This window comes from Actinomadura monticuli (genome assembly GCF_041463655.1).
Lineage (GTDB): Bacteria > Actinomycetota > Actinomycetes > Streptosporangiales > Streptosporangiaceae > Spirillospora > Spirillospora monticuli.
On sequence record NZ_JAXCEI010000007.1, the window covers coordinates 376,687 to 395,537 of the forward strand.

At 72.0% G+C, this 18,851-nt stretch carries 20 protein-coding genes; 14 read left to right on the forward strand and 6 right to left on the reverse strand.

What is annotated here, in order from left to right:
- Nucleotides 1–162: 162 nt before the first annotated feature.
- The 4 genes from egtA to egtD are packed head-to-tail and all read left to right on the forward strand — an operon-like array spanning nucleotide 163 to nucleotide 4,479.
- Entirely contained in the window at nucleotides 163–1,413 is a 1,251-nt protein-coding gene (gene egtA, locus SM611_RS18780; protein WP_371950969.1) for an ergothioneine biosynthesis glutamate--cysteine ligase EgtA, read from the forward strand.
- Nucleotides 1,401–2,756, forward strand: a complete 1,356-nt coding sequence (gene egtB, locus SM611_RS18785) for an ergothioneine biosynthesis protein EgtB (protein ID WP_371950971.1) — start codon at nucleotides 1,401–1,403, stop codon at nucleotides 2,754–2,756. Before egtA ends, egtB begins: the two co-directional genes overlap by 13 nt.
- Nucleotides 2,757–3,503, forward strand: coding sequence for an ergothioneine biosynthesis protein EgtC (egtC, locus tag SM611_RS18790; RefSeq protein WP_371950972.1), 747 nt, complete (start codon nucleotides 2,757–2,759; stop codon nucleotides 3,501–3,503).
- A 22-nt stretch (nucleotides 3,504–3,525) separates the two neighbouring features.
- Nucleotides 3,526–4,479, forward strand: a complete 954-nt coding sequence (gene egtD / locus SM611_RS18795) for an L-histidine N(alpha)-methyltransferase (RefSeq protein ID WP_371950973.1) — start codon at nucleotides 3,526–3,528, stop codon at nucleotides 4,477–4,479.
- Between the two features lie 3 nt (nucleotides 4,480–4,482).
- Here egtD and SM611_RS18800 read toward each other — a convergent pair whose 3' ends face one another.
- On the reverse strand, nucleotides 4,483–5,247 hold the full coding sequence (locus SM611_RS18800; protein WP_371950974.1) for an SGNH/GDSL hydrolase family protein: 765 nt from the start codon (nucleotides 5,245–5,247) through the stop codon (nucleotides 4,483–4,485).
- A gap of 197 nt (nucleotides 5,248–5,444) precedes the next feature.
- Between SM611_RS18800 and SM611_RS18805 the strand changes: the two genes are divergently transcribed.
- Both SM611_RS18805 and SM611_RS18810 read left to right on the forward strand, forming a co-directional pair.
- Nucleotides 5,445–6,587 (forward strand): acyltransferase family protein, encoded by a 1,143-nt coding sequence (locus SM611_RS18805; RefSeq protein WP_371950975.1) that lies wholly within the window; start codon nucleotides 5,445–5,447, stop codon nucleotides 6,585–6,587.
- Complete coding sequence (locus SM611_RS18810; RefSeq protein ID WP_371950977.1) at nucleotides 6,511–7,662, forward strand: hypothetical protein; 1,152 nt, start codon at nucleotides 6,511–6,513, stop codon at nucleotides 7,660–7,662. The genes SM611_RS18805 and SM611_RS18810 overlap by 77 nt, the downstream gene beginning before the upstream one ends.
- A 135-nt stretch (nucleotides 7,663–7,797) precedes the next feature.
- Here SM611_RS18810 and SM611_RS18815 read toward each other — a convergent pair whose 3' ends face one another.
- Entirely contained in the window at nucleotides 7,798–8,322 is a 525-nt protein-coding gene (locus SM611_RS18815; protein WP_371950978.1) for a cysteine dioxygenase, read from the reverse strand.
- 184 nt (nucleotides 8,323–8,506) lie between these two features.
- On the opposite strand from SM611_RS18815, the gene SM611_RS18820 reads away from it, so the two are divergent.
- Complete coding sequence (locus SM611_RS18820; RefSeq protein WP_371950980.1) at nucleotides 8,507–9,514, forward strand: LacI family DNA-binding transcriptional regulator; 1,008 nt, start codon at nucleotides 8,507–8,509, stop codon at nucleotides 9,512–9,514.
- Between the two features lie 6 nt (nucleotides 9,515–9,520).
- On the opposite strand, the gene SM611_RS18825 is transcribed toward SM611_RS18820, so the two are convergent.
- Nucleotides 9,521–10,984, reverse strand: a complete 1,464-nt coding sequence (locus SM611_RS18825) for an aromatic amino acid ammonia-lyase (protein WP_371950981.1) — start codon at nucleotides 10,982–10,984, stop codon at nucleotides 9,521–9,523.
- 158 nt (nucleotides 10,985–11,142) lie between these two features.
- On the opposite strand from SM611_RS18825, the gene SM611_RS18830 reads away from it, so the two are divergent.
- Genes SM611_RS18830 through SM611_RS18845 form a run of 4 tightly spaced genes read left to right on the forward strand, consistent with a single transcriptional unit; the run spans nucleotide 11,143 to nucleotide 14,600 of the window.
- Nucleotides 11,143–12,327, forward strand: a complete 1,185-nt coding sequence (locus tag SM611_RS18830) for an ABC transporter ATP-binding protein (RefSeq protein WP_371950982.1) — start codon at nucleotides 11,143–11,145, stop codon at nucleotides 12,325–12,327.
- Nucleotides 12,327–12,977: an ABC transporter permease gene (locus SM611_RS18835; RefSeq protein ID WP_371950984.1), complete on the forward strand. Its 651-nt coding sequence runs from the start codon at nucleotides 12,327–12,329 to the stop codon at nucleotides 12,975–12,977. Before SM611_RS18830 ends, SM611_RS18835 begins: the two co-directional genes overlap by 1 nt.
- Nucleotides 12,974–13,660, forward strand: a complete 687-nt coding sequence (locus SM611_RS18840) for an ABC transporter permease (protein ID WP_371950985.1) — start codon at nucleotides 12,974–12,976, stop codon at nucleotides 13,658–13,660. Before SM611_RS18835 ends, SM611_RS18840 begins: the two co-directional genes overlap by 4 nt.
- A 16-nt stretch (nucleotides 13,661–13,676) precedes the next feature.
- On the forward strand, nucleotides 13,677–14,600 hold the full coding sequence (locus tag SM611_RS18845; protein ID WP_371950987.1) for an ABC transporter substrate-binding protein: 924 nt from the start codon (nucleotides 13,677–13,679) through the stop codon (nucleotides 14,598–14,600).
- Between the two features lie 54 nt (nucleotides 14,601–14,654).
- Here SM611_RS18845 and SM611_RS18850 read toward each other — a convergent pair whose 3' ends face one another.
- Entirely contained in the window at nucleotides 14,655–15,545 is an 891-nt protein-coding gene (locus SM611_RS18850) for an endonuclease/exonuclease/phosphatase family protein (protein WP_371950988.1), read from the reverse strand.
- A gap of 136 nt (nucleotides 15,546–15,681) precedes the next feature.
- Between SM611_RS18850 and SM611_RS18855 the strand changes: the two genes are divergently transcribed.
- Together SM611_RS18855 and SM611_RS18860 are read left to right on the forward strand one after the other, a co-directional pair.
- Nucleotides 15,682–16,221, forward strand: a complete 540-nt coding sequence (locus SM611_RS18855; protein ID WP_371950989.1) for a hypothetical protein — start codon at nucleotides 15,682–15,684, stop codon at nucleotides 16,219–16,221.
- Nucleotides 16,222–16,301: 80 nt separating this feature from the next.
- A complete protein-coding gene (locus SM611_RS18860; RefSeq protein WP_371950990.1) occupies nucleotides 16,302–16,880 on the forward strand; it encodes a dihydrofolate reductase family protein in 579 nt (192 codons plus the stop codon).
- Between the two features lie 126 nt (nucleotides 16,881–17,006).
- Here the strand turns inward: SM611_RS18860 and SM611_RS18865 are convergent, their stop codons facing one another.
- Nucleotides 17,007–17,207 (reverse strand): DUF397 domain-containing protein, encoded by a 201-nt coding sequence (locus SM611_RS18865; protein ID WP_371950992.1) that lies wholly within the window; start codon nucleotides 17,205–17,207, stop codon nucleotides 17,007–17,009.
- A complete protein-coding gene (locus SM611_RS18870) occupies nucleotides 17,204–18,088 on the reverse strand; it encodes a helix-turn-helix domain-containing protein (RefSeq protein ID WP_371950994.1) in 885 nt (294 codons plus the stop codon). The genes SM611_RS18865 and SM611_RS18870 overlap by 4 nt, the downstream gene beginning before the upstream one ends.
- 335 nt (nucleotides 18,089–18,423) lie before the next feature.
- Here SM611_RS18870 and SM611_RS18875 point away from each other — a divergent pair, with 335 nt between their 5' ends.
- Nucleotides 18,424–18,849, forward strand: a complete 426-nt coding sequence (locus SM611_RS18875; protein ID WP_371950996.1) for an ATP-binding protein — start codon at nucleotides 18,424–18,426, stop codon at nucleotides 18,847–18,849.
- Nucleotides 18,850–18,851: the final 2 nt, after the last annotated feature.

Here is an 18,851-nt window from a genome sequence, read left to right on the forward strand (position 1 = left end):
CGAGATCGGACGGCACGTCGAATAGCACCGAAGGTAGTCGGGTCGCCTGCGGACGGTGATGTTCACAGAGATTTAAGGAACATCTCGGAAATCAGCTGATACCTGATGCGGTTCAGCAGGGAAGGATTCGAACTCGCTATCGATTTACGTGAGGAGTCAACGGTGACCCGCCTGACGGTTGATGGTGTCTACCAGCACATTCGCGGTGTCTGCTTCAAGACCGGCCCGCCCGGGACGGTCGGCGCGGAGACCGAGTGGTTCGTCGTCGACACCGCCGAGCCCGCCGCCCACGTCCCCGCCGGACGGGTGCGCGCGCTCGTCGCGGACGCCGGGCCGCCGGCCGGCGGAAGCACGATCACGTACGAGCCGGGCGGGCAGCTCGAACTCAGCTCCGCGCCGTTCCGCGGGCTCGGCGCGCTGCACGCCGCGCTCGGCGGGGACATCGCGCGGATCCGGGACGCCCTCGCCCGGGACGGGCTGGCGCTCGCCGGCCACGGCGTCGACCCTGTCCGGCGCCCCCGGTTCCAGGCCGACCACCCCCGCTACGCGTGCATGCGCGACTACTTCCGCTCGGGCGGCTTCCACGCGGCGGGGCTGGCGATGATGTGCTCGACCGCGTCCGTCCAGGTCAACCTGGACATCGGCGCCGACGATCCGGACGCGTCCCGCCGCTGGCGGCTCGCGCACGCGCTCGGTCCGGTGCTCGTCGCGGCGTTCGCCAACTCGCCGCTGCGGGCCGGCCGCCGCACCGGGATGCACTCGTCCCGGCAGGGCATCTGGACCGAGCTGGACCCCTGCCGCACCCTGCCCGTCCTGCGGGACGGCGCGGACGGCGACCCGGCCGAGGCGTGGACGCGGTACGCGCTCGACGCCCGGGTCATGCTCGTCCACACCGCGGAGGGCGAGTGGGTGTCCGACCCCGGCATGTCCTTCCTGGAATGGCTCGACAAGGGCGAGCCCCGCGAGGACGACCTGGCCTACCACCTGTCCACCCTGTTCCCGCCGGTCCGGCCGCGCGGCTGGCTGGAGCTGCGCATGATCGACGCGCCGCCCGGCCGGTACTGGGCCGTGCCCGTCGCCGTCGCGACCGCGCTGCTGGACGACCCGGCCGCGTCCCGGGCCGCCGAGGCCGCCGCCGAGCCGGTCGCCGACCGGTGGGCGCAGGCGGCCCGCCGCGGACTGTCGGACGCGCCGCTCGCCGCCGCCGCGCGGGCCTGCTTCACGGCGGCCCTCGACGCGCTCCCGCGGCTCGGCGCGTCCGGGCTCGTCCCGCTGGTCGAGGAGTACATCCGGCGGTACGTCGACCGGGGACGCTGCCCGGCCGACGATCCGCCATCGCCCCAATCGCCCCCAACGACCCCGTCGACCCCGTCCACCGTTCAGTCCGAGGAGGACGCGACATGGCCCCGATGAACTCCCCGGGCCCGCTCGACGCGCTCGACGAGGGAGCGCTCAAAGAACTGATCGCCGGCGAGCTGGGCGCGGTCCGGGACCGCAGCTTCGGCCTCACCACCGAGGTCCTCGCCGGGGACGACCTCACCGCGCAGGTGTCGCCGCTGATGTCGCCGCTCGTGTGGGACCTCGCCCACGTCGGCAACTACGAGGAGCTGTGGCTGCTGCGCGAGGCGGCCGGCCAGGAGGCGATGCGTCCCGAGATCGACGACCTGTACGACGCGTTCGAGCACCCGCGCGCGGAACGGCCGACGCTGCCGCTCCTGTCGCCGGCCGAGGCCCGCTCCTACATCGGGACGGTCCGCGCCAAGGTGCTCGACTCGCTGTCGTCGGCACGGTTCGACACGCCGGATCCGCTCACGTCGGGCGGGTTCGTGTACGGCATGGTCGTGCAGCACGAGCACATGCACGACGAGACCATGCTCGCCACGCACCAGTTGCGGAAGGGCGCTCCCGCGCTGCTCGACCCGGCGGCCGAGCCGTTGCAGAAGCCCGCCGAAGGCTCCGCGGCAGGCGAAGTGCTCATCGAGGCGGGCCCGTTCCAGATGGGCACCTCGGACGACCCGTGGGCGTACGACAACGAACGCCCCGTCCATCTCGTCGACCTGCCCGCCTACTACATCGACGTGGAGCCGGTCACCAACGCCGCCTACATCGCCTTCATGGAGGCCGGAGGCTACGACGACCCGCGCTGGTGGGACCCGGCCGGATGGGAGTGGCGCAACACCAGTGGCAAGCGCGCCCCCGCCTTCTGGGACGGGGAAGGCAGGCAGTGGCTCCGGCGCCGGTTCGGACGGACCGAACCCGTCCCGCCCGGCGAACCCGTCCAGCACGTGTGCTGGTACGAGGCCGACGCCTACGCGCGGTGGGCCGGCAAGCGGCTGCCGACCGAGGCCGAGTGGGAGAAGGCCGCCCGCTGGGACCCGGCCGCGCAGCGCTCAAGGCGCTACCCGTGGGGCGAGGTGTACGAGGAGGGCCGCGCCAACCTCGGGCAGCGCACGCTGCGTCCGTCCGAGACCGGCTCCTACGCGGCCGGCGCCTCGGCCTACGGGGTCAGGCGCCTCCTGGGGGACGTGTGGGAGTGGACGTCGTCCGACTTCCACGGCTACCCCGGCTTCCGGTCCTTCCCCTACAAGGAGTACTCGGAGGTCTTCTTCGGGCCCGAGTACAAGGTGCTGAGGGGCGGCTCCTGGGCGACGCACCCGCTCGCCGTCCGCGGATCGTTCCGCAACTGGGACTACCCGGTCCGCAGGCAGATCTTCTCCGGGTTCCGCTGCGCGCGGTCGGCGGGGGAGGGACGCTGAATGTGCCGCCACCTCGGCTACCTGGGGCCCGAACGCACCCTGCACTCGCTCGTCTACGACGGCGAGCACTCCCTGGAGACCCAGGCGTACGCGCCCCGCATGACGCAGGGCAACCTGCTGAACGCCGACGGGTTCGGCATCGGCTGGTACCCGGACGGAACCGGCACGGAGGCGCCCGTCCGGTTCCGCCGCGCCCAGCCCCTCTGGACCGACGCGTCCTTCCGCGAGGTCGCCGGGGCCGTGCGCGCGTCCTGCGCCGTCGCGGCGATCCGGTCCGCGACGGCCGGGTTCCCCGTGGACGAGTCGTGCGCCCAGCCGTTCCGCGCCGGCCGCCGCCTGTTCAGCCACAACGGCAAGATCGAGGACTACGGCGGCGTCGAGGCCAAGCTCCGCGAGCTGGCCGGCGACATCGCCGACATCCCCGACGCCCGCGCCCCGGTCGACTCCGCGCCGCTGTTCGCGCTCGCCGTCCGGCACTGGCGGGACGGCCTGCCGCTCGGCGACGGCCTCGCCGCCGCCGTCGCCGCGATCACCGCGCTCGCCCCCGGCCGCTACAACCTGCTCGCCTCCGACGGGACGTCCCTCGCCGCCACGACCTGGGGCGACTCGCTGTTCGTCCGGGAGGACGCGGACGCGGTCAGCATCGCGTCCGAGCCGCTCGACGACGCTCCCGGCTGGCGGCCGGTGCCGGACCGCTCGCTCGTCACCGCCGGACCCGGCACCGGCGTCCGCGTCGATTCCCTCTGACCACCCTGTGAAGGAGAACCGCATGGACCGGTTCCTGACCGCCGACGACCTCGCCAAGACGCTCCGCCGGGACGTCCGGGACGGGCTCACCGGCACGCCCAAGACCCTGCCGCCCAAGTGGTTCTACGACGAGCGCGGCAGCGCGCTCTTCGAGGAGATCACCGAACTGGAGGAGTACTACCCGACGCGGCGCGAGCGGGAGATCCTGGTCGCGCGGGCGCCCGGCATCGCCGCCGCCACCCGCGCCCGGACGCTCCTGGAGCTCGGCGCCGGATCGGGGGAGAAGACCCGGGTGCTGCTCGACGCGCTGTCCGGCACGCTCGGCTCCTACGTGCCCGTCGACGTGAGCGGCGACTTCCTCGAAGAGGCCGCCGCCGGGATCGCCGCCGACCATCCCGGCCTGACCGTCCGGCCCGTCGTCGCCGACTACGAGCAGCACCTGCCGCTCCTGCCCGGCGGCGAGCGGCGGCTCATCGCCTTCCTCGGCGGGACGATCGGCAACATGCCGCCCGCCGAGCGGATCGGGTTCCTCGGCGGCGTCCGCGCCACCATGTCCGACGGCGACTTCCTGCTGCTCGGCGCCGACCTCGTCAAGGACGCCGGGCGCCTCGTCCGCGCCTACGACGACGCCGCCGGGGTCACCGCCGAGTTCAACCGCAACGTCCTGCACGTCATCAACCGGGACCTGGACGCCGACTTCGACCCGGACGCGTTCGAACACGTCGCCGCCTGGAACGCGGCGGAGGAGTGGATCGAGATGCGGCTGCGGTCCGTCCGCGACCAGGACGTCCGCGTCGGCGGCCTCGACCTGGAGGTGTCGTTCGCGGCCGGGGAGGAGATGCGCACCGAGATCTCCGCCAAGTTCCGGCGGGACCGCCTCGACGCCGAGCTGGGCGCCGCCGGCATGGAGATCGCCGAATTCTGGACGGACCGGGACGGCGACTTCTCCCTGACGCTCGCGCGCCCGTCCGCCTGACGGTCAGCCCTTCCGGACCGGGTGGCCGAGGCCAAGCCGCTTGACGTCCTCGGCCAGGCGGGTCGCCACGTACCGGTGGCCCGCCGGGTTCGGGTGGGTGCGGTCCTTCTTGATGAGCAGCGCCGCGTTGCCGGTGCCCGTCAGCAGGTCACCCGTGATCCACTTCTCGCCGATCGGGTCGACGAACGGGACGCCGAGCTGCCCGGCGAGGTTCTTCAGCGCGTCCCGGACGGCGACCGCCCCCGGCAGCGGGGCGCCCGTCCCCCACAGCGGCCCCACCAGCACGATGTGGGTGCCGGGCCAGCGCTGCCGGACGCGTTCCAGCAGCACGTGCGCCGCCGCCGCGACCTGCGGCGGCGGGTACCGCCAGTCGTTGTGGCCGCCGGACACGATGAGCAGGTCCGGCGCGGGACGCCAGCCGAGCTGGCTCTCGAACAGGCCGAGGAACGGCTCCCCGCCCCGGCCCGCCCGGACGAACCCGGTTCCGGCGCGCCCGCCGACGATGACCTGCCAGCCGAGCAGCCGCGCCGTGGCCGCCGCGTACGTGCTCTCCGGCCGGACGCCCCGGTCGCCGACCGTGTAGCTGTCGCCGAGGAACATCACCACGGACGGCGCCTTGCGCGGCTCGCCCTTCGGCGGCCCGTCCGCGGCGGCCGGCTCGTGCACCGAGCCCGCGAGCACGGAGCAGCCGGCGGCCGCCAGGACCGCCACCAGGCTCAGGCACAGCAGTAGAGTCGCCGCGCCGCGTCGGGCGCGGCGAGATGTCATGGAGGACCACCCATACGTTCCAAGGGATGCCCCCGCATCTTACTGATCCGAGGCCCGTGCCGGGTGCGCCTCGCGGTTAACCGCGCGCGCGTCGCGGGTGGGGATCGCGGCGGGTTCGTCCCGGCCGACATCGTGCGTTCATCGCGGGCTCACCTCCTGGACCGGAGGGGGCCATCGCGGGACGGGACGGTTCCGCGGTGACCGGACGGGAACGGCTGAGCGAGCTCGACCTGCTGCGCTTCGCGGCGGCGCTGGCGGTGGTGCTGTACCACTTCACGGGCTTCGGCGGCGCCGGGCCCTGGCCGGAGCCCGCGCGGGACGTGTTCCCCGAGGTCGCGGCGGTCACCCGGTTCGGCTACCTCGGCGTCGACCTGTTCTTCATGATCAGCGGGTTCGTGATCCTGATGAGCGCGTGGGGCCGGGGGCCGGGCCGGTTCGGCGTGTCGCGGCTGGTCAGGCTGATGCCGGCGTACTGGGTGAGCGTGCTGCTGGGCGCGGTCGTGTACGCGCTGTTCCGGCAGGGGCACGGCGTCCCCGGGCTGGTCCTGCCGAACCTCACGATGCTGCAGGGCGGGCTCGGCCTGAAGAACGTGGACGCCGTCTACTGGACGCTCTGGGTCGAGCTCCACTTCTACGTGCTCGTCGCCGTCCTCGCCGGCATCGGGATCACCTACCGCTCCTGCCTGGTGTTCATGACGGCGTGGCTGTTCGCGGGCGTGTACGCCGACGAGGCGGGCAACGACCTGCTCCAGGTGATGCTGGTACCGACCTGGAGTTGCTACTTCATCGCCGGGATGGCGCTCTACCTAATCCACCGGTTCGGGCCGACGCTGCTGCTCTGGGGATACGTGGCCGTGTCGTACCTGATCGCGCTGCGCTGGGGCGCGTGGCGCGCGGAGCACGTCTTCCGGGGCGCGGACGAGATCGCGGCCGGCGCCGTCATCACCGCGATCTTCGCCGTGATGATCCTGGTCGCGACCGGCCGGCTGCGGTCGCTGCGGTGGTCGCGGCTGACCGTCCTCGGGGCGCTCACGTATCCGCTGTACCTCCTCCACTCGCAACTGGCGCTGCCGTTGCTGGACGCGCTGTACCCCGGGCTCGACAGGTGGGCGGCGCTGGCCGTGGTGCTCGCCGCTTCGCTGGTGGGCGCCTACGCCGTCCACCGGCTGGTCGAACGTCCCGGGGCGGCCTGGATGCGGGCCCGCCTGCACGCGTCGCTGGAGCCCCTGCGCCCTCCAGCGGAAACGTCTAGGTTTGTCGGTCGTGGTGAATGGAGCGGTCCTGGTCTCGACGCTGCTGAGCCTCGTGGCCGCAGCCCGGTCGACGCGGCGCGCAACTGAGCCGGGGGCGCGCCGCTGGGCGCGTCCGGAGGCGTTCCTGGCCCTGGTGGTCGCGCTCGTCTACCTCAACCAGGTGCTCTTCACCGTCTACGTCCTGCGCGTCCATGGCGGGGACGCGACGTTCATCGCGAGGTACCTGCCGGAGGGGTACTTCGCGCTTGAGGACGGTCCGGCCATGCGCGGCCTTGCGGAGCACTTTCCGAAGCCCGAGCTGCTCGCGCCGTCCCTGCTGCGGGTCCAGGCATTCCTTGAGCTGCCGTTCGGCCTGCTCATCTACCTGACGGTCCTCCGCTGGCTGGATCGCGGCCTGTACCGGCGTCTGGCGACTTCGTGGCTGGTGTGGGCGGCGTCGCTCTCCTACACGTTCGTGTTCTGCGCGGTCGAGTGGGACCTGCGCAACCCCTACACGGTGGACGACATCGTGATCCGGGCCTGCTCCGCCGTGCTCACGCCCTTCTTCCTCCGCTGGCTGGCCAGGCAGGAGGGGGACGGCCCCGGGCGCGCTTCGTTCGCGCGGATGCTCCTCTTCGCCGCCTCCGCCTGGGCCTTCGGGTACCTCGTCCTGACCGTGTACGACACCGCCCTGCTCTACAACCTCGGCCACTTGGGCGGACGCCTGCCCGGAGCCGTCCTGGCGCTCTGCATCCTGGTGGGAGCGCGCGTTGCCTCGTCCCGCCTGCCGGACGGCGAAGCCGGCATCGCGCTGTCGTCCGTCGCCGGCGGCCTGCGGTGGGCGCTGCTGCTCTTCTTCGTCCCGGCCCTGGCCGTCCGCTACGGCGTGAACTTCGGCAGCCCGCCGCTGGCCGCGGCCGCCGGCCTGGCCATCTGCCTGGCCGCCGGGGCGTGCGCGCTGCGCGAGTGCCTGTCGGGCGCCGGGACCGCCCGCATCGCCCTCTGGGCCGCGCAGGGGACGACCGCGCTGGCCCTCGGCGGCGCGGTCGGCTACGCGGCCGTCCGGCTGGTCACCGACGAGTACTACGAGGCGGGCCTCCTGAGGGGCGCGGCGGCCTTCCTCGCCGTGGTCGTCGCCGTCTGCGCCGTGAGCGACCGCCGGCTCGCCCGCTGGACGGTGTGACACTTCCGGCAGGGGGTGCGCTGAACAGATGGTGAGTGTCTGGTCGATGTGAGCGGGCATCGACCGGACGCGCCTTCTCCGGCGGGCCCGCTTCCCCCGGTCGGGCTCGCCGGAGACACTTCCTGGAACGCTCCGTCAGGCCGGGTCGTCCGGCGGACGCAGTTCGTCGGTGTAGCTGACCGACAGGCGGCGCATCACTCCCGACTCGTCCACGGAGTACTGGCCCAGGCGCCACAGCGGTGGCGAGTAGGCGTGGATGGAGACGCTCGCGTCCCGCACGCCGGTGAGCCGGTGGATGTGGTCGGGGCCGAAGCAGAACGACTCGCCCTCGCCGACGACCGTCCGGACCGGGTCGCCGCCGATGCGCGGGTTGTTCTCCTCGATGGCGCCGGCGACGACGCGGACGGCCCCGGACGAGATGTCGTGGTCGTGCCACCCGGTGTCGTTCTCGGGGGTCCAGCACAGGAGCCAGACGTCGACGTGCTCGTCCCGGTGGAGGGACGCGTAGTGGCGGCGCCCCTCGGGGAAGGCGACGTGCTGCCGCCAGAGGGCGGGCCGGTCCGCCAGGTCGTCGACCAGCTCCCGCAGTTCGCGCGCGTCGAGGGGACGGCCGGGCAGGCTCTCGAATCCGGCGGCGCGGGGCAGGACCTCGGAGGACACGGGTTCGCTCCTTTCCTTCTGTGACCGGGTGCGGTCGCGAGGGGCGCGGCGAAGCCGCTGGGCAGTGCTGCTGAACCGCATCACTGAACCGCATCAGTTAACCGGTTCAGTGAACCGCTTCAGAGGTCATGCCGTCAAGCACGGGTCCGCTGCCGCGTCGGTGCCGGGCTCTAGGGTTGGGGGGATGTCGGAGAAGCCCAAGCGCGCGACCATCCGCGAAGTGGCGCAGGCGACCGGTCTGTCGCCCGCGGCGGTGTCGTACGCGCTGCGCGGCATCCAGACGTCGGAGGAGACCCAGGAGCGGGTCCGCGCGGCGGCCGAGGAGCTCGGCTACGAGGCCCATCCGATCGCGCGCGCCCTGGCCAGCGGCCGCACCGGCCAGGTCGGGCTGCTGTGCGGCTCCCTGGAGGACTACTGGCAGCAGTCCCTCGCGGTCGGCATCGGGCGGGCGCTGCTCGCCCGCGACCGCTACGCCCTCATCGTCGACGCGGGCGGCGACCCCGAGCGCGAGCTGGCCCTCGCCCGCCGGCTCCGCGACCAGCGGGTCGACGGGCTGATCGTCCAGCCGCTCGACCCGTCCGCCGCGCTGTGGGCCGAGCTGGCGGGCACGGTCCCGGTCGTGTCCATCGGCGACGCGCTGCACGGCGGGCAGGCGCAGGGCGAGGTCGTGTTCGACAACCGGCGCGGCGTCACGCTCGCGCTGGAGCACCTGCGCGACCTCGGGCACCAGCGCGTCACCGTGTTCACCCCGACCCGCGCGAGCACCCCCGACCGCCCCGCCGACGTGCACGTCAACGCCGAGGCCGAGCGGCTGGGCCTGCGGGTGGACGTCGTGGTCGTGCCGCAGTCGCTCGCCGAGGCCACCGAGGTCGCGACGCGGGTGCTCGGCGGCCCCGGCCGCCCGTCCGCGGTGTTCTGCTTCGCCGACTCGATCGCCTACGGCGTGTACGCCGCCACCCGCGAGCTGGGGCTGGCCGTCCCCGGCGACGTGGCGGTCTGCGGCTACGACAACCATCCGATGTCGGCGCTGCTCACCCCGCCGCTCACCACCGTCGACTGGGACATCGACGGCATCGTCCACTCCGCCGTCCGGCTCGTCGTGGACGTCATCGACGGCAAGCCGCGCAAGCGCCGGGTGGTGCGCGAGCCGGCGCTGCGCGTCCGCGCGTCCACCGGTGGCGCGCCGGAGTAGGGGGCGTCAGGGATGCAGCCGCGCCAGCCTGGGGAGGAGGTCGGCCGCCGCGGCGATGTCGGTGTCCAGCGGCCGGTCCTCGACGCGCGGGTCGAGGACGGCGCCGGCCATGTCGGTCGCCGCCCGGAGCGGCCCGCCGGACGGCGCGCGCCCCTGCATCCGCAGCGCCCGGACGGCCGCGACCAGCTCGCAGCCGAGCCCGAGCCGGTAGGCGGCGACGGCGTCGGTCGTCGCGCGCGCCGACTGGGTGGAGAAGCCCGCGTGCTCCTCGACGCCGCGCGACAGCACCGCGCTGCCGAGCGCCGCAGGGGTCGCCAGCCGCCGGACGTCGGCGAGGCACGAGTGCGCCACGTACTCCAGGATCATGATCCCGGACGACGCCTCCGTGGCGCCCTGGAAGGGGTACAGGCCGGTGAACGACGGTTCGGCGAGGGTCCCGAGGCGGGCGGCCGCGAGCGCCATCGTCTGGAACAGCGCGGCGCGCGCCGAGTCCAGGGCGAGGCCGACGTAGGCGGTGTGGAAGTTGCCGTTGTGCCAGACCGTCCGGGCGGGCGCGTCGACCAGCGGGTTCTCGGCGGCGGCGTTGATCTCGCGGGTGACGACCTGCTCGGCGTACCCGGCCGCCTCCAGCGCCGGCCCGTGCACCTGCGGGAACGCCCGGTACCCGTAGGGGTCCTGGATGCGCATCGGCGCCGGCTGGTCGAACGCGAGCAGCGCCCGCATCGCCGCCGCGGCGTCCCGCTGGCCGGGGTGCGGGCACGCGTCCTGCACCGCCTGCGCGTAGGGCTCGATCGAGCCCCGCACGGCGAAGTGCGACAGCGCCGCCACCACCGTGGACGCGCGCAGCGTCTCGCGCAGGTCCGCGGTGGCGAGCGCCGCCTCGCCGAGCGTGGCGGCGTTGGAGCTGATGAACGCGAGCGCGTCGGCGGAGCGGAGCCGGTAGCCGGGGCCGCGCTCCTGGCCGCCGTCCGGCCCGGCCAGCCAGGGCCGCTCGCCGAGCAGGCACAGCGCGGTCGAGGCGAGCGCGGTCAGGTCGCCCGTGCCGATCGCCCCGTACACCGGCACCGGAGGGAGGAGGCCCAGGTTGAGGACGTCCGCGAGGGCCTGCAGCGCGCCCGGTTCCACGCCCGACCCGCCCGCCGCGATCTGGTTCAGCCGGACCGTCAGCATCGCCCGGACGATCTCCGGCGCGACCAGCGGGCCGGCCCCGGCCGCGTGGCTGCGCAGCAGGCGCAGGCCGTGCGCGTCGGCGTCCTCCCACTCGACGTCGACGACGCGGTTGGCGCCGACGCCGGTGGTCCGCCCGTACACCGGCTGCGATCCGGCGACCTCGCGGGCGACCCGCCAGGCGGCGCGGGCCCGCTCGACCCCGTCCGCCGCTATGGCGACCGTCACATCCTCGCGGGCCGCGCGGACCACCTGGGCACAGGTGAGCGCGGTCCCGTCGATAACGATTCGGCCGTTCTCCACTGGGCAACGCTACTTTCCCATGTTTACCGGTAGATATGCTCAGAAACCGACGTTCCGGACATGCCGGGACACCGACGTGACCGTACCTGTTGGTTACGGTTGGGTAGTAGGCCGAATCGATCATCGGCGTCGCGGGCGCCCAACGAGGACGTGAATCGTTGATCACCTTTGAGGGCGTCACCAAGCGCTACCCGGGCGGCACCGTCGCCCTGGACGATGTCAGCCTCGAATGCCCCACGGGCCGCATCACCGTGTTCGTCGGCACGTCCGGCGGCGGCAAGACCACCGCACTGCGCACCATCAACCGGATGGTCGACCCGACGTCCGGCCGGGTCCTCATCGACGGGCAGGACGTCCGCGAGCGCAAGCCGGCCGAGCTGCGGCGCGGCATCGGGTACGTCATCCAGCACGCGGGGCTGTTCCCGCACCGCACCGTGCAGGACAACATCGCCACCGTCCCGTACCTGGTCGGCTGGAACAAGAAGAAGGCGCGGGAGCGGGCGCTGGAACTGCTGGAGCGCGTCGGGCTCGAACCGGCGATGGCCAAGCGGTATCCGTTCCAGCTGTCCGGCGGCCAGCAGCAGCGCGTCGGCGTCGCGCGCGCCCTCGCCGCCGACCCGCCGATCATGCTGATGGACGAGCCGTTCAGCGCCGTCGACCCCGTCGTCCGCGCCGAGCTGCAGGACGAGTTCCTCCGCCTCCAGGACGAGCTCCACAAGACGATCGTGTTCGTCACCCACGACATCGACGAGGCCATCAAGCTCGGCGACCGGATCGCGGTGTTCCAGACGGGCGGCAGGCTCGTCCAGCTCGACAGCCCCGAGAACCTGCTGGCCCGTCCCGCGAACGACTTCGTCGCCGGGTTCATCGGGCACGACCGCGGCATCCGGCGGCTGTCGTTCGTCCCGTCCTCCGCCGTGCCGCTGAACGAGCGCGGCGTGCTGCCCGCCGGCACGCCGGTGTCGCAGGCGCCGCCGGACGGCTGGGTTCTGGTCGTGGACGGCGACCGGCGCCCGCTCGGATGGGCCTCCGCGGACGGGCTGCCGTCGTCGGGCGTCCTGGGGGACGCGCGGCTCGCCCCGATCGGGCACACGTTCGACGTCGAGACCGACTCCGTCCGGGCCGCGCTCGACGCCGCGATCCTGTCCCCGTCCGGCCGCGCCGTGAGCGTCGACGCCGGCGGGCGGCTCGTGGGCGTCGCCGACCAGCACGACCTGAGCGCCGCCATCGCCCGCTCCGCCGCGGGCGTCGAACCCGAGCCGCCCTCGCCGCGCCCGGACGGCGACGCGCCGGCGGCGCGCCCGGACGGCGACGCGCCCTCCCTGTCCAAGGAGGGCGGCTGATGGACATCGACTGGGGCTGGATCGGCGAGCACACCGACTCGCTGGGCGAGCACGCCGTCCTGCACCTGCGGCTCGCGCTGCTGCCGGTGCTGTTCGGGCTGGTCGTCTCGCTGCCGCTCGGCGTGGCGTGCCGCCGCTGGAGCTGGCTCTACCCGCCGGCGCTGACGCTGGCGAACGTGCTGTACGCCATCCCGTCGCTCGCGCTGTTCATGCTGTTCATCGACTACACCGGGCTCAACCCCGCCACGGTGATGATCCCGCTGACCCTCTACAGCCTGTCGGTGCTCGTCCCGAACGTGGTGGACGGGCTGGCGTCGGTGTCCGAACCCGTCCGGCAGGCGGCGACCGCGATGGGCTTCGGGCCGCTGCGCCGGCTGCTGCAGGTCGAGCTGCCGATCGCGGTGCCCATCGTCATCGCCGGGACGCGGGTCGCGGCCGTCTCGTCCATCAGCCTCGTCGCGGTAGGTCAGCTGATCGGCCAGGGCGGGCTCGGCGAGGACATCATCCGCGGCTACCAGCTCCAGTTCCAGACGCAGATCATCGCGGCGACCGTGCTGATCATCCTGCTGGCCCTGGTCACGGACGCGCTCCTCGTCACGGTCCAACGCCTGCTCACCCCGTGGGCCCGAGCCCGGGGAGCGACCTCGTGAACGACGTGTGGAACCAGATCGACCTGTTCTGGACGTGGCTGACCGCGTCGTCGCAGTGGCACGGCGCCGACGGCATCCCGCACCGCCTCGTCCAGCACCTCTACTACAGCGGCGTCTCGCTGCTGGCCGCCGCCGTGATCGGGCTGGCGCTCGGCCTCCTCATCGGCCACACCGGCCGGGGCGGCTTCCTGGCGATCACGCTGGCGAACTTCGCCCGCGCCATCCCCACCTTCGGGCTCATCCTGTTCATCGTCGTGATCGAGTACAGCATCACGCCGGTGCTGGTCGCCCTGGTGGCGCTGGCCGTCCCGCCGATCCTGGTGAACACCTTCGAGGGCGTCCGCGGCGTCGACGCCGACGCGAAGGACGCCGCCCGCGGCATGGGCATGACCGGGTGGGGCGTGCTGTGGCACGTGGAGCTGCCGATGGCGCTGCCGCTGATCCTGCTCGGGCTCCGCACGTCCGCGATCCAGGTCGTCGCCACCGCCACCATCGCCGCCTACCCCGGCTTCGGCGGTCTCGGCCGGTACATCATCGACGGCCTGGCCCGCAACGACTACCAGCTCGTCGTCGGCGGCACGGTGCTCGTCGTGCTGCTGGCCCTGATCGTCCAGTTCGTCTTCGCGGCGCTGCGCCGCGTCGTGATCTCGCCGGGCCTGCTCGGCTCCGCCCGTTCCTCCTGACCGAAGGACAACGACAATGAAGAAGCTCATCCGTGGTGCGGCCGTCGGCCTCGTGGCCGCCCTGACGCTGTCCGCCTGCGGCGGCGGGGACTCCGGCGACGACAAGAACCCCCTCGCCGGAGGCGGCGACAGCGGCACCGTCACCGTCGGCGGCGCCAACTTCCCCGAGAGCAACCTGCTCGGGGAGATCTACGCGCAGGCCCTTGAGGCCAAGAACATCAAGGTCACCCGCAAGTTCAACATCGGGGCCCGCGAGATCTACTACGACCAGGTCGTCAAGGGCGGCATCAGCGTGATGCCCGAGTACAACGGCGCCCTGCTGACCACGTCGGTCGACGAGAGCAGCACCGCCGCGACGACCGAGGACATCAACGCCGCCCTGAAGGCGAAGCTGCCGCCGTCGGTCGAGATCCTCGACTCGGCCCAGGCCGAGGACAAGGACTCCGTCACCGTCAACCCGCAGACGGCCGCCAAGTACAACCTGAAGACCATCGCCGACCTGAAGCCGGTCGCCAAGGACCTCACGATCGCCGGGCCGTCCGAGTTCAAGACCCGCCAGCAGGGCCTCGTCGGCCTGAAGAAGGTCTACGGCCTCGACTTCAAGAAGTTCCAGCCGTTCGACGCCGGCGCCCAGGCCACCCTGGTGAAGCTCCTCACCGAGAACAAGATCCAGGCCGCCGACCTGTTCACCACGGACCCGACCATCCAGCAGAACAAGCTGGTCGTCCTGGAGGACCCGGAGAACGTCTTCAGCGCCCAGAACGTCACGCCGCTGGTCAACAAGACCGCGGTCAACGAGCAGGGGAAGGCGGCCCTGAACGCCGTCTCCGCCAAGCTCACCACCCAGGACCTCCTGGACATGATGAAGCGCATCGCCATCGACAAGGACGACCAGGAGAAGGTCGCCGAGGACTGGCTGAAGAAGTCCGGCCTGGCCTGACGCCCCTGAGAAGGCGGCCTGGACTGAGGCCCGCCGCGCGGCTCGCGGCGGGCCTCAGTCCTCGGAGACCTGCACGTGAGCGATCACGGGATCGTGGTCGGACGGGTAGACCTCGTCGTCCCGGTAGGGGTCGATCTCCGTCCAGACCGTGCGGACCGGGCCTCTGGCCAGGATCCAGTCGATGCGCTTGCCGTCCCGCTCCGGCGGGAGCCAGTGGTTCTCGGTGCGGTACCGCGGGCCGCGCCGGGCGGCGGTCGTCCACGTGTCCCGGAACGCGTCCGACCCGGTGAGGATCGAGTACACCGGCGACGTCCCGGCCGCGGAGTTGAAGTCGCCGGTCAGCACGACGGGGACGCCCGCCTGGAATTCGCGGACCCGGCCGAGGATGAGCCGGGCGCTCCGCACCCGCGAGTCGGCCGACATGTTGTCGAGGTGCGTGTTGGCCTGGTACAGCACGGCGCCGGTGCGCCGGTCGCGGAACTTCGCCCACGTCACCATCCGGACGTACCGGTTGCCCCAGGTGGCCGAGCCGATGACGGACGGGGTGTCGGACAGCCAGAAGTGGTCGAAGTCGAGGACCTCGAACCGCTGCTTGCGGTAGAAGATCGACAGGAACTGGTCGCGGGTGCCGCCCTGCGTGCCGAGCCCGATCCAGCCGTAGGCCGGCAGGGCCCGCGCCAGGTCGCGCACCTGGTACCAGCGCGCCTCCTGGACGCCCAGCAGGTCGGGCGCGTGGTCGTGGAGCAGGTGCTCGACGAGCGGCAGCCGGGTCTTCCAGTCCCTGGGCGGCGGGTCGTTCACGCCGCGCAGGTTGTAGGTCATGACGCGGATCGTCCCGTCGTCGTCCGCCCTCGGCGTGCCCAGCACGAACCCGGAGACGAGCACCGCCGCCGCGGCCGCGACCGCGGGCCAGAACCAGCGGCGACGCAGGACCCGTCCCAGCATGGCTCCCCTCCCGCCGCTTTGAGACTAGATCCTCCTTGAATTCTTGTCCATTTCGCATATTTCGTCGGGTGCGCGGCCGAATTCCGGCGCGAATTCAGCCGCCTTTCGCCCCGTGCCATTCACGAAAGGGGAACCAGTGCTCAGACTGGACGCCGGCCTGGAACGATCGATGTGGGGGGTCTGGCTCGGCTGCTTCCTCCCGCTGACCGGCCTGGCGAACCTGCTCGTGGGGGCGATCGGCCTGATGTTCCTCACCTCCTCCGAGGTGCCGGTCGTCGGCGTGCTCACGCTGCTGCCGCTGCTGCTCCTCGACGCGCTCGTCGCCCTGCTGCTGCTCCAGCACTACCGGAACGCGTACTGGCTGGACGGCAGGGTCCTCGTTCGGCGCTCGGTCCTCGGCCGCCGCCGCTACGACCTCGCAGCCGCGCAGGTCACGGCGGAGAACGTCCAGCCGGTGTGGACGAACTGGCGCGGGGGCGCGCTGCCCCGCCTGGTCGTCCAGGTCCCGGGCGGCGCACCGGCCAAGCTCTGGCTTCGCGATCCGGCCCGCGGAGGCGCACTGCTGCCGCCCGACCAGCTCGCGGCACTCGCCCGGGCCATCGACCCGTCCCTGCGTCACCCGGTCGCCCAGCGACTGTGGCACCTGGCCTCCGACCCCCTCCCCGGCATCGCCTGACGCCGTTCTGCGATGAGTTTCAGCGCGGCCGGCGGTCGGTATTTCCAACGAGCGATCGACCGCACTCAGGGAGAAGAACCGTGACCGCTACCTACACGTTCGACGTCTTTTCGAGCCTGGACGGCTTCGGTGCCGCCGGCGGTGACTGGACCGGCTACTGGGGCAAGCAGGGCCCAGAGCTCCTGGACCGCCGCCTCGCCCTCTACGAGGAGGACCAGCGGATGGTCTTCGGGGCCAACACCTACCGGACGTTCGCGCAGATGCTGGCGTCGAGCGGCGAGGACGCTGAGGTCCGCGACCCGTGGGTCACCCGGATGAGGAACCTGCCGGCGACGGTGGTGTCCACCACCCTGGAGGGGCCTCTCGACTGGCCGGACGCCGACCTCGCGAGCGGCGACGCCGTCGACGTCGTCGCCCGGCTGAAGGAGGAGTCGGCGGTGCCGCTGCGCTCGCACGGCAGCCTGTCGATGAACCGGGCGCTGATGGCGGCCGGCCTGGTCGACCACGTCCAGGTGACGCTCTTCCCCGTGATCACCGGCAGCACCGGGCTCGACCGGATCTTCCAGGACGCGGCCGACTTCGACCTCGAACTCATCGAGCACCGCACCCTGGACGGCCACATCCAGGAACTCCTTTACCGCCCCACCCTGCACGGCTGAGAGCCCGCCCGGTGAGCCGTCCCGCGGAGAGGCGGCCGCACGGCGGGCCCGGAGTTCTAGCGGGTGGTGCAGCCCCAGGTGACCGTCCGGCCGCCGCCCGCGTGGATACGTGGCCTCCGGGGGCCATTACACCTGGATGTTGTCGGAGCGGATGGCCTCGACGAACGCGCCCCACTCCCGAGGCGAGAAGTCCAGGACGGGGCCTCTGCCGTCCTGCTTGGTGTCGCGTACGCCGATGGTGCCCTGAGGGGAGCGACCGACTTCGACACATTCGGAGTCTGGGGTGCTGTAGCTGGACTTGCGCCAGCCGCTGTGCTGCGTTTTCACTGCCCGTGGCTCACCTGTTCACTTAGCCGGTCGGCCGTTTCCGCCAGGAGCGAGATGCTCTCCAAAGCGGGGAGGGTAGCTTCCCGGAGCCGATTGTGGAGACGCTCATACTTTGCCACTTCCTCAGGCGAAGCGTGGACCGTGCATGCACTCAAGCTCTCGGCAACGGCGATCGTCGGGTCCTCCGGGTCGGTGAACGTGTAGATCATGTATCCCGACTCCGGCAAGCGCCCCGGAGAGAGCCGGGCGTCCGTCGGTAGCACGAGGACGGTGAAGCGCGGCTCACGAGTGAGCACATCGACCATATGGCGCAGCTGGGTTACCAGAATGTCGGCGGGGACGGCGAGCCGCCTCAGGACGAACTCGTCCAGTATGTTCTCGAAATAGGGGCCGCCAGATCTGAAAATCACCTCTTGCCTGCGCTGACGAGCCTCCAGGCTGCGCTTCGGGTCGTATTCGATCTGCGACCCTTCCAAACTGTCGATCTCGATCAGCGCATTGGTGAACACCGGGCACTGGAGGAGACCGGGAAGTGTGAACTGGTTGTACCCGCGGATGGTGGCGGCGCCTGACTCTATGTTCGCGTACATCCGTTGGCGAACACCCATGGCGTCGCCGTAGGTGTCCCACCATCCACGTTCGGCGGCCTCGCCGGCGATCTTGATGATTTCGTGCCACTTGTCACCGGTGACGTTGAAAACTTGGAGGATCTTGATGATGTCTGCCACGTCGGGGCGGCAGCGGGCGTTCTCCAGTTTGGAGACCGTCATGCGGGAGCGGTAGATGCGGCGGGCCAGGTCGTCGGCGGTCAGGCCGCTCTGCTCGCGGAGGGCCCGCAGTTCGGTGGCGAGGCGGCGGCGGCGGACGAAGGGGCTGGTCACCGGGAACCTCCTGGGTCGGGCCGGTGCGGCGGGGGCGCTGACCGGGGGAGTCAGAGCTTTCACTCCTTGTTACCAGTTGATTCCCGAGCGTGTCATCTACGGCCACGCTGTGCTGAACACCCGGCACGGGAAACCGCTGTGCCTCTCGGTGGCGTTCGGGAGGTGAACGCTCGGTTCACGAACCGTTCCGTTCGTTTACGTAAACGAGGCGAACGTTCGGGGTGGGGGCGTGCCGGGCGTTGCGGCGGGTCGCGGACCCGGTCGTTCTCCATACCGTGGGCGCACGGTTACTGAAGATGGAACGGCCGATGACACACCGTCCCGAGAGGTGAACAATGCTGCTCGCCGTCCACGCTCAGCACGAGACCCCGATGTACTGGCGACGGGAGTTTCCGGGCAGGCCGGAGGAGGCCCGGTCCGTGCGGGCGTTCGCCGCGCACCTGCTGGCAGGCTTTCCGGAACTGGACGACGTCCTTCTCGTCCTGGACGAGCTCGCGGTCAACACGATGCGGCACACCCGGTCAGGTGAGGACGGCGGCTCCTTCACCGTGGACATCAGCATGGACGTGGCCGGTGTCATCGTCTACGTCGCCGACCAGGGTGGTCCAACCGAGCCGAGGGTGCGGAGCCTGGCCGACCTCGCGGAGGGTGGCCGCGGTCTGCTCACCGTGGACGCCCTCGCCGCCACGTGGTCGTGGACCGGCACCCCCCGAGGCCGGACGATCCGCGCCACCTTCCCCTGCACGGAGCAGCGCGGCTGAGA

Bases quoted from the DNA above. Each gene is read 5' to 3' on its own strand.
- SM611_RS18835 (WP_371950984.1), top strand. From the start codon at position 12,327: ATGGACATCGACTGGGGCTGGATCGGCGAGCACACCGACTCGCTGGGC.
- egtC (WP_371950972.1), top strand. From the start codon at position 2,757: ATGTGCCGCCACCTCGGCTACCTGGGGCCCGAACGCACCCTGCACTCG.
- SM611_RS18800 (WP_371950974.1), bottom strand. From the start codon at position 5,247: ATGACATCTCGCCGCGCCCGACGCGGCGCGGCGACTCTACTGCTGTGC.
- SM611_RS18850 (WP_371950988.1), bottom strand. From the start codon at position 15,545: ATGCTGGGACGGGTCCTGCGTCGCCGCTGGTTCTGGCCCGCGGTCGCG.
- SM611_RS18820 (WP_371950980.1), top strand. From the start codon at position 8,507: ATGTCGGAGAAGCCCAAGCGCGCGACCATCCGCGAAGTGGCGCAGGCG.
- egtD (WP_371950973.1), top strand. From the start codon at position 3,526: ATGGACCGGTTCCTGACCGCCGACGACCTCGCCAAGACGCTCCGCCGG.
- SM611_RS18845 (WP_371950987.1), top strand. From the start codon at position 13,677: ATGAAGAAGCTCATCCGTGGTGCGGCCGTCGGCCTCGTGGCCGCCCTG.
- SM611_RS18875 (WP_371950996.1), top strand. From the start codon at position 18,424: ATGCTGCTCGCCGTCCACGCTCAGCACGAGACCCCGATGTACTGGCGA.
- egtB (WP_371950971.1), top strand. From the start codon at position 1,401: ATGGCCCCGATGAACTCCCCGGGCCCGCTCGACGCGCTCGACGAGGGA.